We start from the raw sequence: 21138 nt of genomic DNA, 5'->3' as shown, positions 1-21138 counted from the left end.
AGAGTAAAAAATATAAATTAGAGGTATGAAAATAACGCTCTACATTTTGATAGCTATACTAGCTGTCACACTGATCAATTTCTGGTATCAGGTTTATGTTGTCGGTAAGTATTATTCCAGTGCCGGCTTATTCTTCACAATTGTTGGCGCGCTATGTCCGGTTGTTGTCATCTACATTTCTTACTTATTAATCAAACGAATAAAAAATAACTAAATGATGAAAAATCTATTTGCTGGCACGTCTATCTGCCTTATGGCGCTCTTCCTTTCCTCCTGCGACCGCGCTCAATCTAATGTGCAAACACTTTATACCAGTAACTGCGGTGTAAGCTGGGAACTGATTAAAGCAGGGGAAACGGTTCCTAAAGGTGTTGGGATGTGTTCCTATAAAATTACAGTGCCAGATTATCCAATGCAAGGGGAAAGCGTATTTAAAAGCGCTTTTAAAAACCGTGTAATGGCGAAAATTGAAGTTACCTACGATTATTCCATCACGGATGCGAAATTATACATTGGCGAGGCTAAATATCTGGGCAAAATGAATAGTGACAGTGATAGTGAGGTGAATAGTTCAAAAGCATATGAAACTGCTGAGAATTCAGTGATAGATAAAAGGATTAAAGAAATTGCGAGAGATCTCCTTCTGAATGAGGATATCGTTGATTTCAATCAAAATGAGTTTGAGGCTGAGTTGCTGAAAAATGTAAATGATCTTTTGAAATCGAAAGGAGTTACCTTAAACTTCCTTTCATTTGTGCCAATTCCAGAGGAGCAGACAAGGCAGGCTATTGATGTGGTTACCGCAATGAAGATTTACGAGTCAAAAGGCCTGACTGAAATTGGAAAGGCTGTTTCAGCTGCAAGGGCAGGTGCGACTAAGGTGGAGGTGACTGTTCATAAAGATGAGCAGGTAGTAGAAGAGAAGTAAAATCAGAAATCCAGCCTTGATGAGCTCATTGAGGCTGGAAATATATTTGATGTTTTTGTATTGCAGTGATGGACTTTTTAAAAGTCCCGGCTAAAATCCCTTTAAACAAAAAAAAGACGACGTCTGGAGCAACGTCGCCTTTAATTAAGAAATAAATCTTGTACACCCAATAGGATTCGAACCTATGACCTACGGTTTAGAAAACCGTTGCTCTATCCAGCTGAGCTATGGATGCGTTTCCCTTGTTGGTGCGACAAATGTAGGAGTAATAATGAACATCTACAAATCTATTTTGCATTTTCATTGCCTCTAAAGCGCATTTGCCTGCTTTTAAGGATGATACAGTGTGAAAAAAAATGTAATTTAGTTGAATGGAAATGTAGGGGATATAGCCTCTGGTTTCGTCTAAAATGAACATTAAACAATTATTTTTCGTGTTAATCTGTTGCACTACAGGTTTTTATACCGATGTTTTAGCTCAAAAAACCAATGAAAACTACGATGAGAAGCTAGCTAAGGAACTTCATGCCGATGAGTACGGAATGAAGACTTATGTGCTTGCTATTTTAAAAACAGGCACTGAAAAGGGTTTTTCGAAAACAAAACAAGATAGCGTATTTGCTGGCCACATGATAAATATCGGCAAATTGGTAGAGAAAGGGAAGCTGGTAGTGGCTGGCCCAATGGGGAAAAATGATAAAAACTATCGTGGAATCTTCATTCTTGATGTGCCTACCATTGCCGAAGCGGAGCAATTAGTGGGCACAGATCCTGCAGTTAAATCCAGATTGTTGGATGTTGAGCTATTTATATGGTACGGTTCAGCAGCATTAAAAGAAACGCTGAAAATCCATAGTAAAATAGAAAAGCATAGTCATTAGATCGCAAGACGCTTTTGTGGATGCAATTCGGTATGTGCCAGAATCAGGTGCATGATGTAATCATTAGAAGGGAAAGGCTGCATGGCTGATTTCAACATTCCCGGCTCTTTAACATCCGAATACTGAGAAATATAGCCCATACCGTATAATTTCCCCTGCTCCACAAGGATACAACTTTGTTCGTCTTCTGTTCTGCCGGTATCTAAAATGGCAAAGCTGGGCAGCATGGTTTTCAGCTGTTCGATGGCATATTTTACCCGTACATTATAAGCAGGAGCGGATTCCTTACCCAGACAGGCACCACTACAATTTCCTTCTTCATGACCCGTACAAGCCAGTCTTTTACTTTGGATATAGCAAAGCTTCTCGCATAGAAAATGATCTTTGATCAGAATCTTTAGCACATGATGACCTTCCAGAATAGTATTGAAACTATATAAAACCGGCATATTCTTCTTGAAAGTATCCAGACCCAATCTGAGATAGCCTTTTTGATCTTCAAAAGCGTAGAGTGCATATTTTTGTTCGTAACGCTTTAGGGAACGGTTGTTTTCCGGCCATAGTCTTTTGATTTCCGTAGCTTCCAGGATAAAAGCCATGAGTTCAGTCCCGCAAACCTCAAAATCTATGGTATAAATGTCTTTAAGGAAATCCTGGCGCTGCTTTCCGGTATTATTTCCTGTAAAATGAGAACAAACTCTTTTCTTCAGGCTCTTCGCCTTTCCGATATAAATTACTTTTCCCTTCTGGTCTTTAAAATAATAGACCCCCGGACATAATGGAAGCTGATCTATCTGAGATTTTGGGAGGTTAGGAGGGAGTGCCTGTTCTTTGGAACCGACTTTAAGCGAAGCCTGAATAACCCCTTCCGAATCACTAAGTAGTAACAGACTTAACAATTCTGCGGTTGCAGCAGCATCACCACCAGCCCTGTGACGGTTATTTAAAGAAATCTTTAAGGCGGCACATAATTTCCCGAGACTATAGGAAGCATGTCCCGGTAATATTTTACGGCTCAATCTTACGGTACATAACTTTTTACTGGATAAATCGTAACCTGCAACGCTGAGGTTATGTTTGATAAAAGAAAAGTCGAAATTTACATTGTGAGCCACAAAAATCTTATCCTGTAACAGGTTATAAATGACCTCAGCCACCTCATGAAACATCGGTGCTTTTTCAACCATATCATTACTGATGCCAGTTAAAGCCTCAATATGACCGGGTATATATTGTCCTGGATTGATCAGTGTTTCATACGAATCTACCACAGAAACGCCGTCATGCACCAGAATTGAAATCTCAGTAATCCCATTTCCTGAAGCATGACCGCCAGTGGTTTCTATATCTACAACAGCGTACAGCATAGTTTCTTTAAAAGAGTGATTTTAATCCGTAAATATGCTAATTAATTTAGTATATTATTAAATAATTCTAATAAATGACTCGATTGTAAGAAATTACATTTTTAAACGCTGGTTTCTATTTTGATCGGATTACTAAGAATCTTATGAATCGGACATTTATCTGCAATCTGCATTAGTCTGTCATGCTCTTGTGATGACAAGTCGCCGGTAAAAGTTAATTTTCTGGTGATCGTAGTTTCCTTACTCATTTCTTCTTCATTGCAAATGGCAAGTTCCACTTTGATTGTTTCGAGCTTCATCTTTTTTCGGTCTGCGTACATTCTGATCGTAATGGCGGTACAACTGCCTAAACTTGCCAGTAATAATGCACCTGGCGACATACCTTCGTCTGTTCCACCCACCTCTTCCGGCTCATCCGCGTAGATAAAATGGCCATCAGCATAGATCTTTGTTTTGTAATGAGACTGGTCTAATTCGGTAATTGCGGTGATTTTGCTTGCTGACATATTGGGGAAAATAAGGGATTAGTATAGCTTATATAAATATTGCAACAACTCAATGTTTAAATCGTTTGGTATTGTGCAATAATTCGTCTGTTATTTTTACAATATAATATCAATTCCTTAAGATTAGTTAAACATTTCAAACTTAGATTTGTTATAACTCACCTAACCACTATAAATATGCTCAGCACTTATCTCAACTTTCAGTTTGATATTCATGGCAAGCCTGTGAATGGTTTTTGCATGCGAATTCAAGACGATTTCCATGAAACTTATGCGGTGGTATTAGATGGCTACCATTCTTTCTGCGTATGGCTTGATTCTTCCAGTACCTGGAGGTCATCCAGACACACCAGCGTAGAACCAAGGATATTGGAGCAAATTATTAATCACTTATCAATCAGTAAACTACGCTAGTTTTCCGTTGAATCTGTTTTTTGTTCCTCATTCCGAAATACCTTCGTCTCAAATACTTCTATACCTTCCAAATTATTGATTTTCTTGTCATTTTTTAGTATTTTTCTGTACCAAACCTAAAATACTAACCACATGAACAAAAGATTCACCCTCATTTGTTCCTGTTTCATTTTATTCGCTTTCAGTGGTTTTTCCCAACAAATTTTGAAGGGTAAGATCAGCGACGCCAGTAATGGAACAGGGATTCCAGGTGCTAGTGTCCTTGTTAAAGGCAGCAGTGCAGGAACCTCTTCTCAACCGGATGGTAGTTACAGTCTCACTTTACCGGCCAATGCCACGACACTCGTCGTAAAATACCTGGGTTATCTAACACAGGAAGTCCCCATAAATAACCGAACTACCATTAACGTCGCCCTGGCCCAGGACGCGCAATCTCTTGGAGAAGTCGTGGTGACAGCCCTCGGGATTAAGCGTAGTGAAAAATCCCTGGGTTATGCCACTCAAAGCTTAAAAGGCGAAAATCTGACCATGACGAAAGAGCAAAATGTACTGGGTTCCCTTGCCGGTAAAATTGCCGGGGTACAAGTAGTTGGCTCTTCGGGTGCAAGCATGGGCGGTACGCAGAAGATCAAAATCAGAGGAGTCAATTCCTTAAATGGAGACGGTGCGCCGTTAATTGTGGTGGATGGCACACCTATTTCTGACGCTAACTTTAGTACTGCTTCAGGCAATGGAGTGGATCTAGGTAACATCTCCCAGGATATCAATCCTGAAGATATCGAGTCGTTAAATGTGTTAAAAGGACCTGCTGCCTCCGCATTATACGGTATCCGCGGACAAAATGGTGTCATCATGATCACCACGAAAAAAGGAAGGAAAGGACCTAAATCAGTCGAAGTCCGGTTTAACTCAGGTTTCTCTTTAGAGAAAGTCAGTAATTTTACCCCATTACAAAATACCTATGGCGTAGGGAATAATCAAACTTTCCTCACTTTGGCCAATGGCGAGAAATATGTAAATGGAAATGATGAAAGCTGGGGCCCCCGAATGGATGGGACGCCAGTCAGGATGTTCTATAGTTTCTATCCTCAGGACCCGGACTTTGGAAAAGCATCGCCTTTTGTTCCTCAGCCAGATAATATAAAAGACTTTTATGAAACAGGATTGAACATCAATAACAGTTTGTCAGTTTCAGGAGGAAATGAGAACTCTTCCTTCCGTTTAAGTTATAACAACGCATATATCAATGGAACCATTCCAAATACATGGTTGAAACGCAATAATCTGAGCTTGAGTTCAGACCTGAAGTTAACCGACAAACTAACCGTTGGTGTGAATGGAAATTATGCGAATAATAGCGGTCAACGTCCAGTACAGGGCTATCAAGGCTCATTTACCGGAGCAACACAATGGTTTCAACGAAACATAGACCTGGATAAATTGCGCAGGTACAGTTATGCTGACGGCACAATTCTGAACTGGAACGTGAATCCGAACACGGTTACCGGAATGATCACCGCAGATAATAACAAGCCCAGTGATTGGAACAATCCTTTTTTTGATGCGTATAAAAGTTTAAATAACGACAATCGTGATCGTCTTTTTGGTGATGTCAACCTCAACTACCAGGTATTGCCGGAATTGAAATTAAGTGCTTTCGCCCGTACCGATCGTTACATTCAAAACATTACGCATAAAGAAGCGCTTGGAGGACGTTTAGATCCAGGTTATTCAGTCGGGAAATATCAGGGCATCGATAATAATTATGAGTTTTTAGCACAATACAACAAGCAATTCGGTGATTTCTCCATCAACGGGAATTTTGGTGCCAACCTTTACACGGAGAAATTTACGTCCACTTTCCAGGCTACTGTAGGCGGATTGTCCAGTCCGGATTATTACAATATTGCAGGGTCTGTAGACCGGCCGGACAGCAGATCTTATGAAAGAAGAAAAGAGATCAGAAGTGCTTATGCGATGGCTTCAGTTGGTTATAAAGACACTTATTTCCTGGATGCCTCGATTAGAAATGACAACTCCTCGGCCTTGCCAAAAAACAACAATTCCTATTGGTATCCATCGGTTTCCGGAAGTTTTGTATTTAGTCAGCTGACCAAATGGGAACCGCTTTCTTTTGGTAAATTAAGAGCGAGTTATGCGGTTGCAGGATCAGACCTAAAACCTTATCAGATTGCCTATACCTATTCTCCCGGTAGTGTTTATAAAAATACGACCACCAATATCAACACGCTTTTTGTGCCTGATAAATTGAATAATCCAGATGTTAAACCAGCCTTTGCACACTCTTTTGAAATCGGTACAGACCTGAAATTTCTAAAGAACAGACTGGGGCTGGAATTCACTTATTACAATCAAAAGAATAAGAATCAGATCATAGATTTGTCTGTTTCCGGAGCCAGTGGTTACACTTCAAATGTGATCAATGCAGGGATGATTCAAAATAAAGGGATTGAGTTTTCTTTAACAGGAACACCGGTTCAGTCGAAAATATTTAGTTGGGATGCTACGCTTAATTTCAATAGAAATAAAAGCGTGATTAAAGAACTGTACAAAGACTTAACCGTCTATCAGTTAGATGTGAACACCTATTCGAGTGTTAATATTTACCTGAATGCGACGCTAAATAAAGGCTTCGGAAGTTTAGTCGGGCAAGCCTATCAACGTGATCCACAAAGTGGGAAAATCCTGTTGGGCTCCGATAATATGCCGCTCGTAGAAACCAACCATGATTTCGGTAGCGTGTTGCCGGAATTTACCGGAGGTTTCCTGAATCACTTCAAAATCGGGAAGTTTGACCTTTCGGCGATGATCGATTTTCAGAGTGGCGGACAATTCTTTAGCTGGTCCAAAATGCTGGCCGTTAAATCAGGGCAAGCCGCAGAAACAGCGGTATTGAACGATAAAGGCTCAAATGTACGTGATCCTTTGGCTACAGGCGGAGGGGTGAAATTGAACGGAATCTATGCGCCAGGGACCATGATTGCCGGCCAGAATGTAGGCGGACAAGAGTTTAATGGTTATGTAGATGCCAGGACTTATTTCAGAAACAATATTGGAACCAAAATTTATGAGGAATGGCTGTATGATGCTTCTTACATCAAATTAAGGGAGGTTAGTCTGGGTTATAATTTTTCCGGAGATCTGTTGAAAAAGACCCCCTTTAAATCGGCCAAGGTGTCGGTAATGGCCAGAAATCCAGTAATGATCTGGCAAAAAGCACCTAAAGGATTAGACCCTTCAGAACTTTCTACAGGAAGCGCTTCCATCAGTTGGCTGGAAAAAGGAGAGTTGCAAACGGTACGATCGTATGGCATTAATCTGAACCTCACATTTTAACCTTAGAGAAATGAAACAAATAAATAAACCCATATACCTGATCTTTTTGCTCGCCGCATTGACAAGTGCCTGCAACAAGTTTGATGATGCAATCAACACAGATCCGAACAATCCGGTAAAGGCTTCGGCCACACAATTGATTGCGAATTCGCAAATAAGTCTGGCGGATATCGCTACTACTTTCGACAAGTCCGCCTCTATTTACGGCGAGCATTATCCCCAATACCTATCCAATACTTCCTTCACGGAAAATAGCCGTTACAATACGGTCAATTTTAATTTCTACCTGATCTATGCCGGTCCGCTGATGAATTTGGAAAAGGCAATGGAAGTTGCAAATGATCCTAATGAAGGGCCGGTCGCGAACCAGATTGCAGTTGCCAAGATCCTGAAAGCTTATTTTTTATGGCACATTACCGACCGTTGGGGATCGATTCCTTTCAGTCAGGCCTTAAAAGCAGCGGGGAATTTTACGCCTGCCTATGATTCTCAACAGGCAGTGTATGACGGGCTTTTTAAACTGTTGGATGAGGCGAATGCAGCTTTTGTGCCTGGTAATATTAAAAATGATATCATTTATAATGGTGATGTGGCCAGGTGGAAAAAACTGGGCAATACGATTCATCTGTTGATGGCTTTAAGGCTTTCTAAAGTTGATGCAGCTAAAGGAACCGCGGAATTTCAGAAAGCACTGACCAATGGGATTATGGATAAAAACAATGATAATTTAACGTACAATCACCTGGCGGATAAGGTAAATGAAAACTACTGGTATACCTCATTTACCAGATTAAATAGAAAGTGGTTTGCGGTGAGTAAGCCCATTGTAGATTATATGTTGCCTTTAAATGACCCAAGATTGCCGGTTTTTGCAGATAAAAATGTGGCAGGTAATTATGTGGGCTTAGATTACGGATTGCCGGGTTCTGTAGCTGTAGTAATCAATAACTTTTCACTGTTAGGTACGGCACTTCGTCAGCAGAATTCGCCGGTTTACCTGGTTACTTACGCACAGGCTTTATTTGCGAAGGCAGAGGCTGCGAAAATAGGCTGGATTTCTGGTGGAGATGCTGTCGCAAAGACGAATTATGATATGGCGATTGAGCAGTCTGTTTTGCAGTGGAACAATAACAGTACGGTAGGATTAGCTGCGTTTATGGCACAGGCACCAGTGGTTTATCAACCTGCGACTGCCTTACGTCAGATTGGGGAACAGCGTTGGGTACATCTATTTCTTCATGGCTATGAAGGATGGGCAGAATGGAGAAGAACGGGTTTTCCGTTGTTGAGCCCTGCACCAAATAACAACAATGCGCCAATTCCAAGAAGGGAAGGGTATCCTACACAAGAAAACACCAATAACGGGGCGAATTATAGTGCAGCAGTTGCTGCGTTCCCCTATGGTGGCGCGGATAACCTAAATTCAAGAGTATGGTGGGATAAGCCCTGATTTATAGCTTTAACCAATGAAAAGGGGTCTAAAACCATGATTTTAGACCCCTTTTCATTGAGTATTGATTTAACCCTTCATAAAGACCTTAAACCCACAGCATGTAATCTGTTTTAACAAAACAACTGCGATAATTACCCGAAAAACAGGTAACATAAGCCGATGGCGGTACATACACCCACTAAATCTGCCAATAACATCGCACCAATGGCATAACGCGTATTGGTCACGTTTACCGCACCAAAATAAACCGCAATCACGTAAAACGTAGTATCTGAAGAACCTTGTAGAATACTAGATAATCTGCCGGCAAAGGAATCCGGACCATGAGTATTCATCGTATCAATCATCATCCCTCTGGCACCACTTCCGCTTAATGGCCTGATTAAGGCTGTTGGTATACCATCAATAAAACGGGAATCCATACCTAATGTAGTACAAACGTGCTTAATACCATTAATGACAATATCAAAAGTACCACTGGTACGGAGTAAGCTGATAGCCACTAACATCCCCACCAGGTAAGGAATAATCCGTATTGCGGTGTCAAAACCGCCTTTTGCACCTTCTACAAAAGCATCATATACGTTGATGTTTTTATAGAGTCCACCTAAAACAATCAACAGGAAAATCAATAATAATAACCCATTGCTTAGAATTCCGGAGAACTGCTGCAGTCCGGCAGTGCTGAGACTGGTAAGGTAAAGTACCAGTAAACCGATTATCGAGGAAAGGCTCAGTACCCAGACCATGATGACCGGCTGAAAAATATTGATCTTTTGTTTAAAAGAAACGATAAACATGGCGGCCATGGTGGCTACGAAAGTAGCAATCATGCAAGGGATAAATATATCTGTTGGATTTGCTGAATTTAAAGAAGCGCGCACGGCGATGATACTTACCGGAATCAGGGTTAATCCCGAAGCATGCAGGCAAAGAAACATGATCTGTGCATTGGAAGCAGTGTCTTTACTTGGATTTAATTCCTGCAGACTTTCCATGGTTTTCAGTCCGAAAGGGGTGGCGGCATTGTCGAGGCCTAACAGGTTTGCCGAAAAATTCATCACCATATGGCCCGTTGCCGGGTGACCTTTAGGTACATCAGGGAAAAGTTTTGAAAAGAAGGGGCTGATGATTCTGGATAGTAAACGTATACCTCCGGCTTTTTCAGCAATGCTCATAAAGCCCATAAACAAGGCCATGATTCCAATCAGCTTTAGGCAGATATTTACAGCAGTCCAGCAGGTTTCAATGATCCCATCTACCTTTAATACATTACCTGGATCACTGGCTTTTCCGATGATCATGAGGTTGAAAATTTCTGTTTCTCCGAAAAAGAAACACTTAATACTGGCTACTACAATCGCAATGATAATGAATGCAGACCAGATCCTACTTAGGGCCATTAAAACAAAATTAGTTGAACGGTTAAATTTATAGTTTTGATTCTAATAATCAGGTGTTGAACCGCAATAATTATCGCTTTGGGGAAAGAAAGTGGTTATATGTCATCATAGAACCGAAAGCATGCTGCATAGCTCATTGTTTAAATTCATCTAAGGAATTGATCTCTATGTTGTTTTTGATAAAGAAAACGTGTAAACAGCAAAGCGGCCGCATCACCAATTAATGGATGCGGCCGCTTCGTTTTTAGTCAACAAACATTAGCATTTAAACATCATTTGTTGCCTGTATATTAATCATTTAAGGTTTTTCGTCTGTCAGGTCAAAACCCCAGGTTCTTCCTTTTTCTGTAGCAGGGATTCCTGAAGTCATCCATATCGGAGCTTTAGCACCTTTCAGGTAATAATCGAAAAACTGTTGTTCTCTGATCTGGATATCTTTCCTGTTCTGACGCTGGATCAGGTTGTGTGCTTCACCATTATAGTTAAGCATCCATACCGGTTTACCTAAACGTCTTAAACCACTAAACAACTCAATTCCCTGGTACCATGGTACGGCGCCATCAGCGTCGTTTGCCATGATTGCTAAAGGCGTATTTACCTTCGGTAAGAAAAATAAGGGAGAGTTCTCGATATACAATTCTGGTTTTTCCCAAAGGGTAGCACCGATTCTACTTTGCGTTTTCTCATATTGGAATTGTCTGTTCATTCCACTTTCCCAGCGCATACCACCATAAGCAGAAGTCATGTTGGCTACCGGAGCACCAGCCCAGGCAGCGGCATACATATTGGTACGTGTAATCAGGTGTGCTACCTGATAACCACCCCAGCTCTGACCCTGAATGCCGATTTTGGTGCCATCCACCCAAGGGTTTTTCTTCAGTGTTTCCACACCGGAGTTGATGAATTCTTCAGCAGATTTCCCTGGATAACCAGTTTCATAAGAGATATCCGGTGCAAATACCAGGTAGCCATTACTCACAAAAAATGGAATATTCAATCTGGAAGGTGTAGGAGCAGGGGCCTGATAAGAGAACAGACCATCAGAAAGCTTCTCATAGAAATACACGATCATAGGGTACTTCTTAGCCGGATCAAAATTCTCCGGTTTGTATAAAATCCCTTCCGACTTATATCCTTTAGGCGTTTCCCATTTTACCAATTCCGCGGTACCCCAGTTGTAGTTTTGCTGCTGAGGATTGGTGTTACTCAACTTAATCTCTGTTTTCAGATCTTTTGAAACATACACATTTGGCGAAACGCTATAGTTCCCCTTGTCGTAGATATACATTTCTGCGTCCTTAGCTTTTGCTAAATCAGAGTACTTGTATTTTTCCATGACGATCAGTTCCGGATTCTTCTGGTCACCAACATTGGTTTTATAGAAACCGTTTTCTTTGCTGGCATTGTTAAAAGCATCCATTAAGATGTGTTGCTTTTTCTCCAGGAAACGGCTTTCAGGATCCACCTTCTGGTAGCGGAAAGTCAGCTTGTTTTGTCTGCCGAAACCATTGGTCATATTTTTTGCCGGACTTTTCCCTTCAGGGGAGAATTCCCAGATATCATACTTGTCGTAGATTAAAACTGTCTTATCATCTTCAGTCCAGGCAGCAACACCATACGCAGAAGGATTGTCCGGAACATCATTTTCTTCATCTACCAGTTTTACGGCTAAACCAGTATTCAACGTAGTTACCTTGCCGGTAGCTACCTGATATGTCGCATAATTACCGGTTATTTTATCAAAGTAAAGCACATATTTACCTCCTGGCGAAGCCATTGCAGAACCAGAAAGGTTTTCAATAATTTTCTTTCTCGCGCCGGTTTTTACATCAACAAGGTAATAATCTTTGATGGAACTTGCCGTCCATTGCTGCTGAACCCTATTGCCAAAATCTGTAGAAGCCAGGGCGAAAGGAGCATTTCCTTCATCCATAATCACTGCATCAGGTAGTTTCAGGTCAGTTAGAGGAACGATTTTAGGATCACTGTTAAAGATTTCAATGGAAGTCAGGTAAGCTCTTTTCGCTTCCTTATCCGCATTTTTCAACTGCATTGGTTGCAGGTAATCGTCTTTATAACCCCAGATGTCCAGTTTCGCATTTTCAAAATCTACGAGAGTCGTATCTTTTTGTGTTTTAACCGGAGCGATGCCGAAGAACAACTTCGTACCATCCTTGCTAAAGTTAATGCGGGAATCACCACTTACAGTCCATTTTTTAGGCATACCTGGAATGCCATTGTCAACCAGAATCTGCGCGGTATCTAAAGAAAGCGAATTGTAATACACATTAAACTCTTTAATCTCGGCTTTCTCCGGACTTTGCTCACCAACAAAAGCCAAATACGCTCCTTCTTCATCAAACGCAAAGTTTTTGAAAGTACCTTTTCCTTTAACCAATGTTTTCAAAGTACCTTTTTCTGTATTCAAGACAAAGACACCTACCGGAGCTGTTTTGTCCTTTTTAGCACCAGTAGCTGCGAAGATAAACTGCTTGCCGTTTTTACTAAACGCATACTCGCTAACATATTTAAAAGTGCGCTCTACACCGGTAACCAGATTTTTAAAGATCAGATCCGTTCCCTCTGTTTTGGAGGCGGCACCAGGCTCATCATCAGCAAAGAAATCTTCGCTATCTTTTTTCTTATCTGTAGTAGCAGGAGTGGTGGTTTTCTTCGCAGTATCTAAAGGTTTTTCCAACTGATAAGCTAAGAAGCCGGCAGATTTTTCCGGCATTTTAAAGGATTTCACGCGAGCTACCTTTAGAATCGCCATACTGGTTAAGTTTGCGATCCCTAAACTATCTTTAGGCTGATCATCTGCTTTTTTCTTTTTAATTTTTGCCTGACGTATATCTTTCTGAAAAGGTTTAATGACAAAGACTGCATATTTTGAATCTGCACTGAACTGTGCATTTGTACCGCGGTTTACTTTTATTTTCGAAAGGCTGACCAGATTATTCAGGTATAGATTGGCATCGCCTTCTTGTTGATTAATGCCATACATGGCCCAGAGACCATTGTTACTAAGTTGTTTCGATCCCACAGCTTCCCAGGTATCATAAACACTATGGTCCAATGGCTTTTTCTGCGCATATGCAGCGCTGGCCAATAAAAGGAACATTAGTGTGAGTTTTTTGTGCATCATAAAGACAGTTTTTTTATTGTTGATTTCTTCAACGTTAAATTTCTGGTTTTTTAGCACGATTTCCGCAATCTCCACCAAATTATTACAATAAAAATCGGCCTTAAACACAAAAAGCACCCCGAAAGGTGCTTTTTGCATCGTCTTTTAAAAAGACTATTTTTTCTTCGACTGTGTTGCAGCTTGTTGTTGTGAACGCATATAGTCATCTAATCTCGTTTGGAATTTAGATTTCTTTTTAGTCTCCACAGGTTTTGTTTTGTTCTCTTGTAAAGTACGGTGAATCTTTTCATCATCAACCATAGATTTAATCATGAACTGCTGAGCAAACGTCAGCATATTCGCAAGGAAGTAGTAATAGTTTAATCCGGAAGGATAGCTATTCAACACCCCTAAGAAAATGATTGGCATGATGTAACCAATGTATTTCATCTGACCTGTTGCACCAGAAATCTGGTTATTGAAATAAGTGTAGATCAAGGTCGAAATCGTCATCAATACACACATTAAACTCAAGTGATCTCCGATAAATGGAATGGTGAAACCAAATTTGATGAAATCATCATAAGTGGAAAGATCTTTCATCCATAAGAAGCTTTCTCCTCTTAACTCAAATAAGTTCGGGAAGAAGAAGAAGAAGGCCATTACAAAAGGCAATTGAAGGAGCATTGGTAAACAGCCACCCAGCGGGTTTACGCCTACCTGCTTATACAATTTCAGGTATTCCTGCTGTAAAAGTGTTGGATTATCTTCGCCTACTTTAGCTTTAATCACATCCATTTCTGGTTTAAGAATTCTCATCTTAGCCATAGAGATGTATGATTTATACGTCAAAGGAGACATGGCAACTTTAAGAAGGATTGTCAGGATCAGAATGATCACGCCATAGTTCCATCCAAAACCTTCCAGGAATTTAAATACCGGCAATACGACAAATCTGTTGATGTATTTTAAAGGCCAGTAACCCATATCTACCAGTTTTTCAATTTCGTGCCCTTGTGCTTTTAGCTCAGAGAACTTATTGGTACCGAAGTAGAAATCCATCGCGTAGTTTTGAGCAGCAGTCTGACCGAAATGCATTTTCATATCGGCATCATAACGTTTGATCAGACCCGGTTCAGTCGCAACTGTAACGGCAAGTTTACCGCTTTCAAAAGCATCTTTAGGAATCAATACCGCAGAGAAAAACTGTTGTTTGAAGGAGAACCATTCGATCTTTCCTTTTTTCAACTCTTCAGTTTCATCTTTAGCAACGCTCAAATGATCCGGACTTTCAGTTGTGTATTTGTAGAAAGGAGCAGCGTGCTCTTTTTCTTTTGCAGCAGATTTTTCCTGCTCTAATAACGTTGCAGACCAGTTTAATGAGATAGAATCCGTTTGGATCACCTGATTTAAACCATTCAGATTAATGTTAAAAGCAACATTATTCGATTTTGGTTTTAGATCGTAAGTATATTCAATGTATTTATCACCTTGATAAGTGGCACGCATGCTCACTTTATTGTCCGTTACGGTTGGCGTAAAATAAAGATCATTGGTATTTAAGATTTTACCGTTGATGTTCATTTTTAACCCGAACTTATTCTGGTCACCATCAAATAAAATAACCGGTTTTCCATTGTAAGTTTTTTGACCTTTTACCTGTACAGATAAGATCTTACCACCTTTATTGGTCAGCGTTAATTTTAAGTTTTCATTTTCTAAAACAGTTGTTTTAGCTGTACCTGTGATGCTGCCACCAAATGGTCCTGATAATGTTGCTGAATCAACAGCTGGTGTTGCCGCTGCTATTGTAGGAGCAGTGGTTTTTGTGGCTGCATTAACTTTTTTCAAAGAATCTGCGGCAATTCTTTCCTTTTCTTTGGTGATTTCAGTCTGACTGGGACCAAAAAAGTAAAAAGAACCGGCCAAAACGATCATGATCAGGAACAGGCCTGTAAACGTATTTCTATCCATTATTGTTATTTAAACTCGTATTATTTGATTTTTTTCTTTGCAAATTCCATCGCAGCGGCGACAAATTTAACAAAAAGTGGGTGAGGATTAGCAACTGTTGATTTTAATTCTGGATGAAATTGTCCACCAACGAAGAAAGGATGGTTTTTAAGCTCCACAATTTCTACTAAATGGCTATCAGGATTTAATCCTGAAGCAATCATTCCTGCTGCTTCATACTGCTCTAAATACGCATTATTGAATTCATAACGATGTCTGTGACGCTCAGTGATGTGAGCTTTACCGTAAGCTGCAAAAGCTTTTGTACCTTTTTTAACATCACATGGGTAAGAACCTAAACGCATGGTACCACCTTTGTTGGTCACCGTTTTTTGATCTTCCATCATGTTGATCACTGGATGCTCTGTGTTTTCATCAATCTCAACGGTATTTGCATTGGTTAAGCCCAATACATTTCTACCGAATTCAATTACTGCACACTGCATACCTAAACAGATACCGAAGAAAGGAACATCATTTTCACGAACATATTTGATCGCATCAATTTTTCCTTCAATACCACGGCTACCAAAACCCGGAGCAACCAATACACCGTCTAAATGCATTAATTTTTCTTTGGCATTGTCTGCATAGACCCCCTCTGAATGGATATATTCTACTTTTACTTTACACTCATTTTTAGCACCTGCATGTACAAAAGATTCAATAATCGATTTGTAAGCATCAGGAAGCTCTACATATTTACCAATCAGACCGATTTTAACTTCTGAAGTAGGGTTTTTCAAACGACCAAGGAAGTCTTTCCAGCTTTCCATATCCGGTTCGTTTTTCTGCGCCAGCTTCAACTTGCTCAATACCGTTTTGTCTAATTGCTCTTTCATCATCAACAATGGCACATCATAAATGGTCGAAGCATCGATAGATTCTACCACCGCATTGATGTTCACATTACAGAATAACGCGATTTTCTTACGGATATCCATATTGATATGGTGTTCTGTACGACAAACCAGGATATCCGGTTGAATACCGTATTCCAATAATGCTTTTACGGAATGTTGTGTTGGTTTTGTTTTCAATTCACCGGCAGCTGCAAGGAAAGGAATCAAAGTCAGGTGAATTACAATGGCATTGTTTGCACCTTCTTCCCATTTAAACTGACGTACAGCTTCAATGAAAGGTAAAGATTCAATATCACCAACAGTACCACCAAGTTCTGTGATTACGATGTCGTATTTACCTGTATCACCTAAGATGCGCATGTTGCGTTTGATCTCATCAGTGATGTGTGGAACTACCTGAACGGTTTTTCCAAGATACTCACCTTGTCTCTCTTTGTTGATTACATTTTGATAAATCCTTCCGGTCGTAATGTTGTTCGCCTGTGAAGTAGGAATGTTTAAGAAACGCTCATAGTGACCAAGGTCAAGATCTGTTTCCGCACCATCTTCCGTCACAAAGCATTCGCCATGTTCGTATGGATTTAATGTTCCCGGATCGATATTGATATACGGATCAAATTTTTGAATGGCTACACTGTAACCTCTTGCTTGTAATAATTTGGCTAATGAAGCGGAGATGATGCCCTTACCTAAAGAGGAAGTAACACCGCCCGTAACAAAAATATACTTAGTCATGTTTGTGATTTTCTGAAAATAAAGGCAGTTTTAACGGCTACTTTTATTGTTTTTGTACGGGATACAAAGTTAGCAAATAAAACGGAAGCTAAAGGGCTAATTGCGGAAATTTTGTTGATGTTGCAAATTCCAGACATAAGCAGTTATCACTGATAATGTTAGAGTACAAAACCGTAGAGCCGCTTTTTGACCTCTTCTGGTTTTTGTTTTTGCAGGATATCATATCGTGTAAAGATTTCGATCAGTTTATTAAATTCTTTTGCGGTTTCCGTCTTTTTCCCTTTTGATGGCGGGATGATTGTCAAAGATTGTTCCGTATATGGTTTTACTCTTGTCGCAAACCAGGTGCTGTAATAGCGCGGAATTGCCAGGCCGAGAATCATCCCCGGCAAGCCACTGAAGCCTTCCGGGCCGCCTTTTAGCAGGATTTCATCCGTATAAAAAGCCACCACATACACAGAATCATTAATGACGCCAATCGCTTTTCTGCAATCATAGCCGGCAATATTCCGCAACTCATGCATGATTTTCCATTCTACTTTAGGGATGGTGTCATTTAAGAGGTAATCGTCTCCCCAGATTTTCTTTTTGAGCACCCGCTTATTTTGCGGATAGTTGGCATATAGTTCATTTTCAGGATCATCAGTAGATCCGTAAAAACCAATATCCAGGGATTCTTCAGCTTCTTTCACCGGACGGAAAATGGATTTTGACGCATCAAATGACAATTCCCAATGGTTGATTTTGTACTTTTTTACCCGCTCTTTCGACTCTTCGGGAAATCCTGAATCTGCTAAGCGCCGCTGGAGATTTACCTTTTTCTCAAAGATGATCGTTCCATTCGGAATGAAAAGCTGCTGTGCCCTTACCGCAGTAAAAGAAATGGAAAAAAGTAACAGACAAATCAATTGCTTCATGATCATTTATGGATTAGCCTGGGCCTTAGTAAAGTTACCACTTAAATTCCAGTTTATACCAATCAATACATAACGTGGAATATAGCTAAATGTGTTTTCAGAGATCAGGTTTCCACCCACAAACCGGCTATAGCCAATCTTTTGATTCAGGATATCTGTTGCGGTAAGTTTCAGTTCAAAAGCCTCGTTTTTCCCTAGTTTAGTTGCCAGATAACTGTTCAGTATCACCACATTCAGGTCTGTTCCGAAAGAAGAGTTGGCCGGACGAAGAGACACAGACAAGGTACTGTTAAACTCTGAACGGTAAGGCAATTGCACTGTTCCGGAAAATTCATGGTTGTGGATGATGCTTTTTCCATCATTAAAACCACCGATAGAAGAAGTGCCATACATAATAGAAGCAGAAGGAGCGTAAGAAAGGTCTACTTTTGGCGTGTAATAGTTGAATGAAGCCTTTGCATTGTATTGCGTATTGATCGTTCTATTGCGCACTCCATTGATTCTTGCGACGTTACCCGAGCGGTAAAAGCTCAGATCCAGCCCCATGCGGAAATGAAGTTTCGAAAATCCTTTGGAATAATACACATTTCCACTCAGGGAGTTATTGCCGTTTAAATTGATAAAGCTGGAAACCCTTTTGTTAAATTCATCCACAATTTCAGAGCCTACAATCGCATTATTGGTGAAACCATAATTCAGATATGTAGAGAAAAACTGATCAAAATTCATCATATAACTACTGTAGGAAATGGCGAAATTGTTGGTGAAAGAAGGCCTTAAAGTCGAATTACCAATCACCTGATATAGAGGTGTGTTAATTTGAATTACAGGTTGTATCTGCTCAATGCTAGGTTGTTGCGTGTAGCCATTGTAGTTTAACGACATACTCGTACTGTTGCTGATTTTGTAAAAGATATTGGTTCGTGGGGAGAGGTTCAGGTAATTCCGCTTGAAATTACCGGCTTTATCCAGATCTTTTAATTCAAAATTAGTTTGCGTCGCCTCAAGACCACTTGATACGGAGAAATTTTTCACTTTATACTGAAAGATCATCTTCCCAATATTTGAAAAATTAATGAACTTAAAATTATTACTGAGGGAATCTATCTTTTGGGATACACCTGTAACTGCATCAAAAACTAACCGGTTACTACTGGAAGCGATGGTTTTGAAGGTATAACCTGCTTCCATTGACCAGTGTTTACTTAGTAATTCTGCATAGCTGATTCTGGTTCCAATAGAATTTTGCTTACCCGAATTGTCCTTGATCAGATTAATGTCTTCACTGCGGTTCCATTGACCCTGTGAATTGTAATATTCGGTATGGTTTATACTGCGCTCCAGGCCTTCGCTGTTCTGACTTTCCGGCTGAATATCAATCGATAAGACCCTTCCTTTTTTCTTAAATTTTGTTGACCAGTTGATATTACCGTTAAACAGGTCGGCAGAGCCATTTCCAATGTTGGATTGATTATTCTGACTGATCAGTATTCCAAATTCATTTTTACTGCCATTCAGACTTTTGGACTCGTTATAACTCCGGTTCTTTTTCAGGCCAAATGATACTTTTAGGATAGATAAAGAGTCGGTATGGTAGGTATAGGTACCACGGATATTTTCGCCGGTAACATTAGAATGATCGTCTGTAGTGCCCATACTCATAAATTGCTGTCCGGAAGGTAACAATTCCTGTGAAGTGGAAGTTTTATGGTTGTTGTTCTGGTTATTAAATACTTTGAAGTTCATTTTTAAACCCATCTGATTATGGTAAAATTTATCAGAAAAATGGGCGCCAAGATTGATATTGCTCGGGAGACCTCCGGTAGAGGAATAGTAATCGTCATCATCATCACCGCCGGAAGAATACATAATGGAACTGCCATCGTCTCCAATCTCAATCTGGTCATAATCTTCTCCTTTGAGCTTTCGCATGGAATTGTTGATCTTAGAGTCGTTGTCGAGGTTAGAATAGGTGCCGAAGATGGCCATCTTCAATTTACTTTTGAACGCACCAATCATCCCGCCGTAATCCTGAAAGGCATCGCTCCCTGCATTGGCATCCAGTGTGGTTAGATAACCATTCTTTGCATTGTCTTTGAGTTTGATATTGATGGTTTTTTGCTTGATGCCGTCGTCAATTCCGGTCAGCTCGGCTGCCTTACTTTTTCGTTCATACACCTGTACTTCATCTACTGCATTCGCTTTTAAATACCTGGTAGCCAGCAGGGGATCATCGCCAAAAAACTCATCACCGTCCACCAGGACGGTTTTTACCTCTTTCCCCTGAGATTTAATCGAACCGTTTTTGTCCACGTCAATGCCCGGAAGCCTTTTTAGCAATTCCTGTACATTGGCATTGTTTCGTACGGCGAAACTGTCTGCCTGAAAAACTAAGGTGTCACCACGCATTCTGATGGCTTTTTTGGTGGCCGCTATGACCACCTCAGTCAGTAATTTGGACTTTAATTCCATATTTACCTTTCCGACGTCAACAAGCGTATCTCCTACAATATTGATGTTCCGGATATAATCGGCCATTTTAGGGTAAGTAATCAGGAGCTGATAACTGCCCTTTCCAATATTTCCCCATTCGAAACGTCCGTTTTTGTCCGTACGGGCTGTTTTTACCAATATAGAATCCGAAGCCCTGATCAACAGGACTGCACTATTTTCAAGAACCTTTTTTTCTAAGGTATCAGCCACTAAACCTTTAATGACAGATTTTTGCGCTAAACTGGTAAATGAAAATAAAGTGAAAATTATATAAGTGAAAAATTTTTTCAGCATAATTTACCGGCTATCTCTCCTGGTGATTTCCTAAATCTAGCAACATTTTTTTTGTCTCTATTAATTTTAATCATATTCTTTTAAGAATTTTAAATCAGGCAGCGTTAAGTGTTAAAATTTTAAAAGTTGCGATAGGGCTTAACCTTTTCTGTGTTTGATGTTTAATGCAAAATTAAAAGCACAGTTTTTTGCTTTAATGATACAGCTGCTGAGGAAGAAGTCCGGGATCAAGATCAAATTTTGTGGGGAAACGGGCTTACTCAACGGTAAGCGATATCTATGAAAAGACATCCGTTTATGTGGTGGTGTGCACGTGGAGGGGTTGTCGTACTCTTCAGGCGAGCAGCAAATAGAGATCAGAATCAGTTGTTGTTATAAGAAAGGGGGGGA

The 21138-nt window shown here is 40.2% G+C and carries 13 protein-coding genes and 1 tRNA gene; 5 read left to right on the top strand and 9 right to left on the bottom strand.

Annotated elements, in window-relative coordinates; all coding sequences use genetic code 11:
• The first annotated feature begins 214 nt into the window (after positions 1–214).
• Positions 215–928, top strand: coding sequence for an SPFH domain-containing protein (locus OQX61_RS03170; RefSeq protein ID WP_265840208.1), 714 nt, complete (start codon positions 215–217; stop codon positions 926–928).
• A gap of 161 nt (positions 929–1089) precedes the next feature.
• Here OQX61_RS03170 and OQX61_RS03165 read toward each other — a convergent pair.
• Positions 1090–1163: transfer RNA gene (locus tag OQX61_RS03165), tRNA-Arg, on the bottom strand.
• A gap of 175 nt (positions 1164–1338) precedes the next feature.
• Here OQX61_RS03165 and OQX61_RS03160 point away from each other — a divergent pair.
• Entirely contained in the window at positions 1339–1809 is a 471-nt protein-coding gene (locus OQX61_RS03160; protein ID WP_265840207.1) for a YciI family protein, read from the top strand.
• On the opposite strand, the gene OQX61_RS03155 is transcribed toward OQX61_RS03160, so the two are convergent.
• Together OQX61_RS03155 and OQX61_RS03150 are read right to left on the bottom strand one after the other, a co-directional pair.
• A complete protein-coding gene (locus tag OQX61_RS03155) occupies positions 1806–3176 on the bottom strand; it encodes an exonuclease domain-containing protein (protein ID WP_265840206.1) in 1371 nt (456 codons plus the stop codon). The two genes, OQX61_RS03160 and OQX61_RS03155, sit on opposite strands and share 4 nt — an antisense overlap.
• 101 nt (positions 3177–3277) lie before the next feature.
• Positions 3278–3682, bottom strand: coding sequence for an OsmC family protein (locus tag OQX61_RS03150; protein ID WP_265840205.1), 405 nt, complete (start codon positions 3680–3682; stop codon positions 3278–3280).
• A gap of 177 nt (positions 3683–3859) precedes the next feature.
• On the opposite strand from OQX61_RS03150, the gene OQX61_RS03145 reads away from it, so the two are divergent.
• From OQX61_RS03145 to OQX61_RS03135, 3 genes are all read left to right on the top strand, one after another.
• On the top strand, positions 3860–4096 hold the full coding sequence (locus OQX61_RS03145; RefSeq protein WP_265840204.1) for a hypothetical protein: 237 nt from the start codon (positions 3860–3862) through the stop codon (positions 4094–4096).
• 132 nt (positions 4097–4228) lie between these two features.
• Positions 4229–7453 carry a SusC/RagA family TonB-linked outer membrane protein gene (locus OQX61_RS03140; protein WP_265840203.1) on the top strand — a complete coding sequence of 1075 codons (3225 nt, stop codon included), beginning with the start codon at positions 4229–4231 and terminating at the stop codon, positions 7451–7453.
• Positions 7454–7463: 10 nt separating this feature from the next.
• Positions 7464–8903: a SusD/RagB family nutrient-binding outer membrane lipoprotein gene (locus OQX61_RS03135; RefSeq protein ID WP_265840202.1), complete on the top strand. Its 1440-nt coding sequence runs from the start codon at positions 7464–7466 to the stop codon at positions 8901–8903.
• A gap of 134 nt (positions 8904–9037) precedes the next feature.
• Here the strand turns inward: OQX61_RS03135 and OQX61_RS03130 are convergent, their stop codons facing one another.
• From OQX61_RS03130 to OQX61_RS03105, 6 genes are all read right to left on the bottom strand, one after another.
• Positions 9038–10309, bottom strand: a complete 1272-nt coding sequence (locus OQX61_RS03130) for a spore maturation protein (RefSeq protein ID WP_265840201.1) — start codon at positions 10307–10309, stop codon at positions 9038–9040.
• Between the two features lie 298 nt (positions 10310–10607).
• Entirely contained in the window at positions 10608–13592 is a 2985-nt protein-coding gene (locus tag OQX61_RS03125) for a prolyl oligopeptidase family serine peptidase (protein ID WP_265840200.1), read from the bottom strand.
• A gap of 15 nt (positions 13593–13607) precedes the next feature.
• The gene (gene yidC / locus OQX61_RS03120; protein WP_265840199.1) at positions 13608–15407 is read right to left on the bottom strand and encodes a membrane protein insertase YidC; all 1800 of its coding nucleotides are present in this window, start codon (positions 15405–15407) and stop codon (positions 13608–13610) included.
• A 20-nt stretch (positions 15408–15427) separates the two neighbouring features.
• Positions 15428–17044: a CTP synthase gene (locus tag OQX61_RS03115; protein ID WP_265840198.1), complete on the bottom strand. Its 1617-nt coding sequence runs from the start codon at positions 17042–17044 to the stop codon at positions 15428–15430.
• 158 nt (positions 17045–17202) lie between these two features.
• Positions 17203–17961: a GLPGLI family protein gene (locus tag OQX61_RS03110; RefSeq protein ID WP_265840197.1), complete on the bottom strand. Its 759-nt coding sequence runs from the start codon at positions 17959–17961 to the stop codon at positions 17203–17205.
• Positions 17962–17967: 6 nt separating this feature from the next.
• Positions 17968–20748 (bottom strand): TonB-dependent receptor, encoded by a 2781-nt coding sequence (locus tag OQX61_RS03105; protein ID WP_265840196.1) that lies wholly within the window; start codon positions 20746–20748, stop codon positions 17968–17970.
• Positions 20749–21138: the final 390 nt, after the last annotated feature.

This window comes from Pedobacter sp. PLR, assembly GCF_026239675.1.
Classification (GTDB): domain Bacteria; phylum Bacteroidota; class Bacteroidia; order Sphingobacteriales; family Sphingobacteriaceae; genus Pedobacter.
This window is presented reverse-complemented; position numbering and strand designations above follow the sequence as displayed.

What these genes read in the sequence shown, in the direction of transcription:
- OQX61_RS03170 (WP_265840208.1), top strand. Translation starts at nt 215, where the DNA reads ATGATGAAAAATCTATTTGCTGGCACGTCTATCTGCCTTATGGCGCTC.
- OQX61_RS03160 (WP_265840207.1), top strand. Translation starts at nt 1,339, where the DNA reads ATGAACATTAAACAATTATTTTTCGTGTTAATCTGTTGCACTACAGGT.
- OQX61_RS03155 (WP_265840206.1), bottom strand. Translation starts at nt 3,176, where the DNA reads ATGCTGTACGCTGTTGTAGATATAGAAACCACTGGCGGTCATGCTTCA.
- OQX61_RS03150 (WP_265840205.1), bottom strand. Translation starts at nt 3,682, where the DNA reads ATGTCAGCAAGCAAAATCACCGCAATTACCGAATTAGACCAGTCTCAT.
- OQX61_RS03145 (WP_265840204.1), top strand. Translation starts at nt 3,860, where the DNA reads ATGCTCAGCACTTATCTCAACTTTCAGTTTGATATTCATGGCAAGCCT.
- OQX61_RS03140 (WP_265840203.1), top strand. Translation starts at nt 4,229, where the DNA reads ATGAACAAAAGATTCACCCTCATTTGTTCCTGTTTCATTTTATTCGCT.
- OQX61_RS03135 (WP_265840202.1), top strand. Translation starts at nt 7,464, where the DNA reads ATGAAACAAATAAATAAACCCATATACCTGATCTTTTTGCTCGCCGCA.
- OQX61_RS03130 (WP_265840201.1), bottom strand. Translation starts at nt 10,309, where the DNA reads ATGGCCCTAAGTAGGATCTGGTCTGCATTCATTATCATTGCGATTGTA.
- OQX61_RS03125 (WP_265840200.1), bottom strand. Translation starts at nt 13,592, where the DNA reads ATGCAAAAAGCACCTTTCGGGGTGCTTTTTGTGTTTAAGGCCGATTTT.
- yidC (WP_265840199.1), bottom strand. Translation starts at nt 15,407, where the DNA reads ATGGATAGAAATACGTTTACAGGCCTGTTCCTGATCATGATCGTTTTG.
- OQX61_RS03115 (WP_265840198.1), bottom strand. Translation starts at nt 17,044, where the DNA reads ATGACTAAGTATATTTTTGTTACGGGCGGTGTTACTTCCTCTTTAGGT.
- OQX61_RS03110 (WP_265840197.1), bottom strand. Translation starts at nt 17,961, where the DNA reads ATGAAGCAATTGATTTGTCTGTTACTTTTTTCCATTTCTTTTACTGCG.
- OQX61_RS03105 (WP_265840196.1), bottom strand. Translation starts at nt 20,748, where the DNA reads ATGCTGAAAAAATTTTTCACTTATATAATTTTCACTTTATTTTCATTT.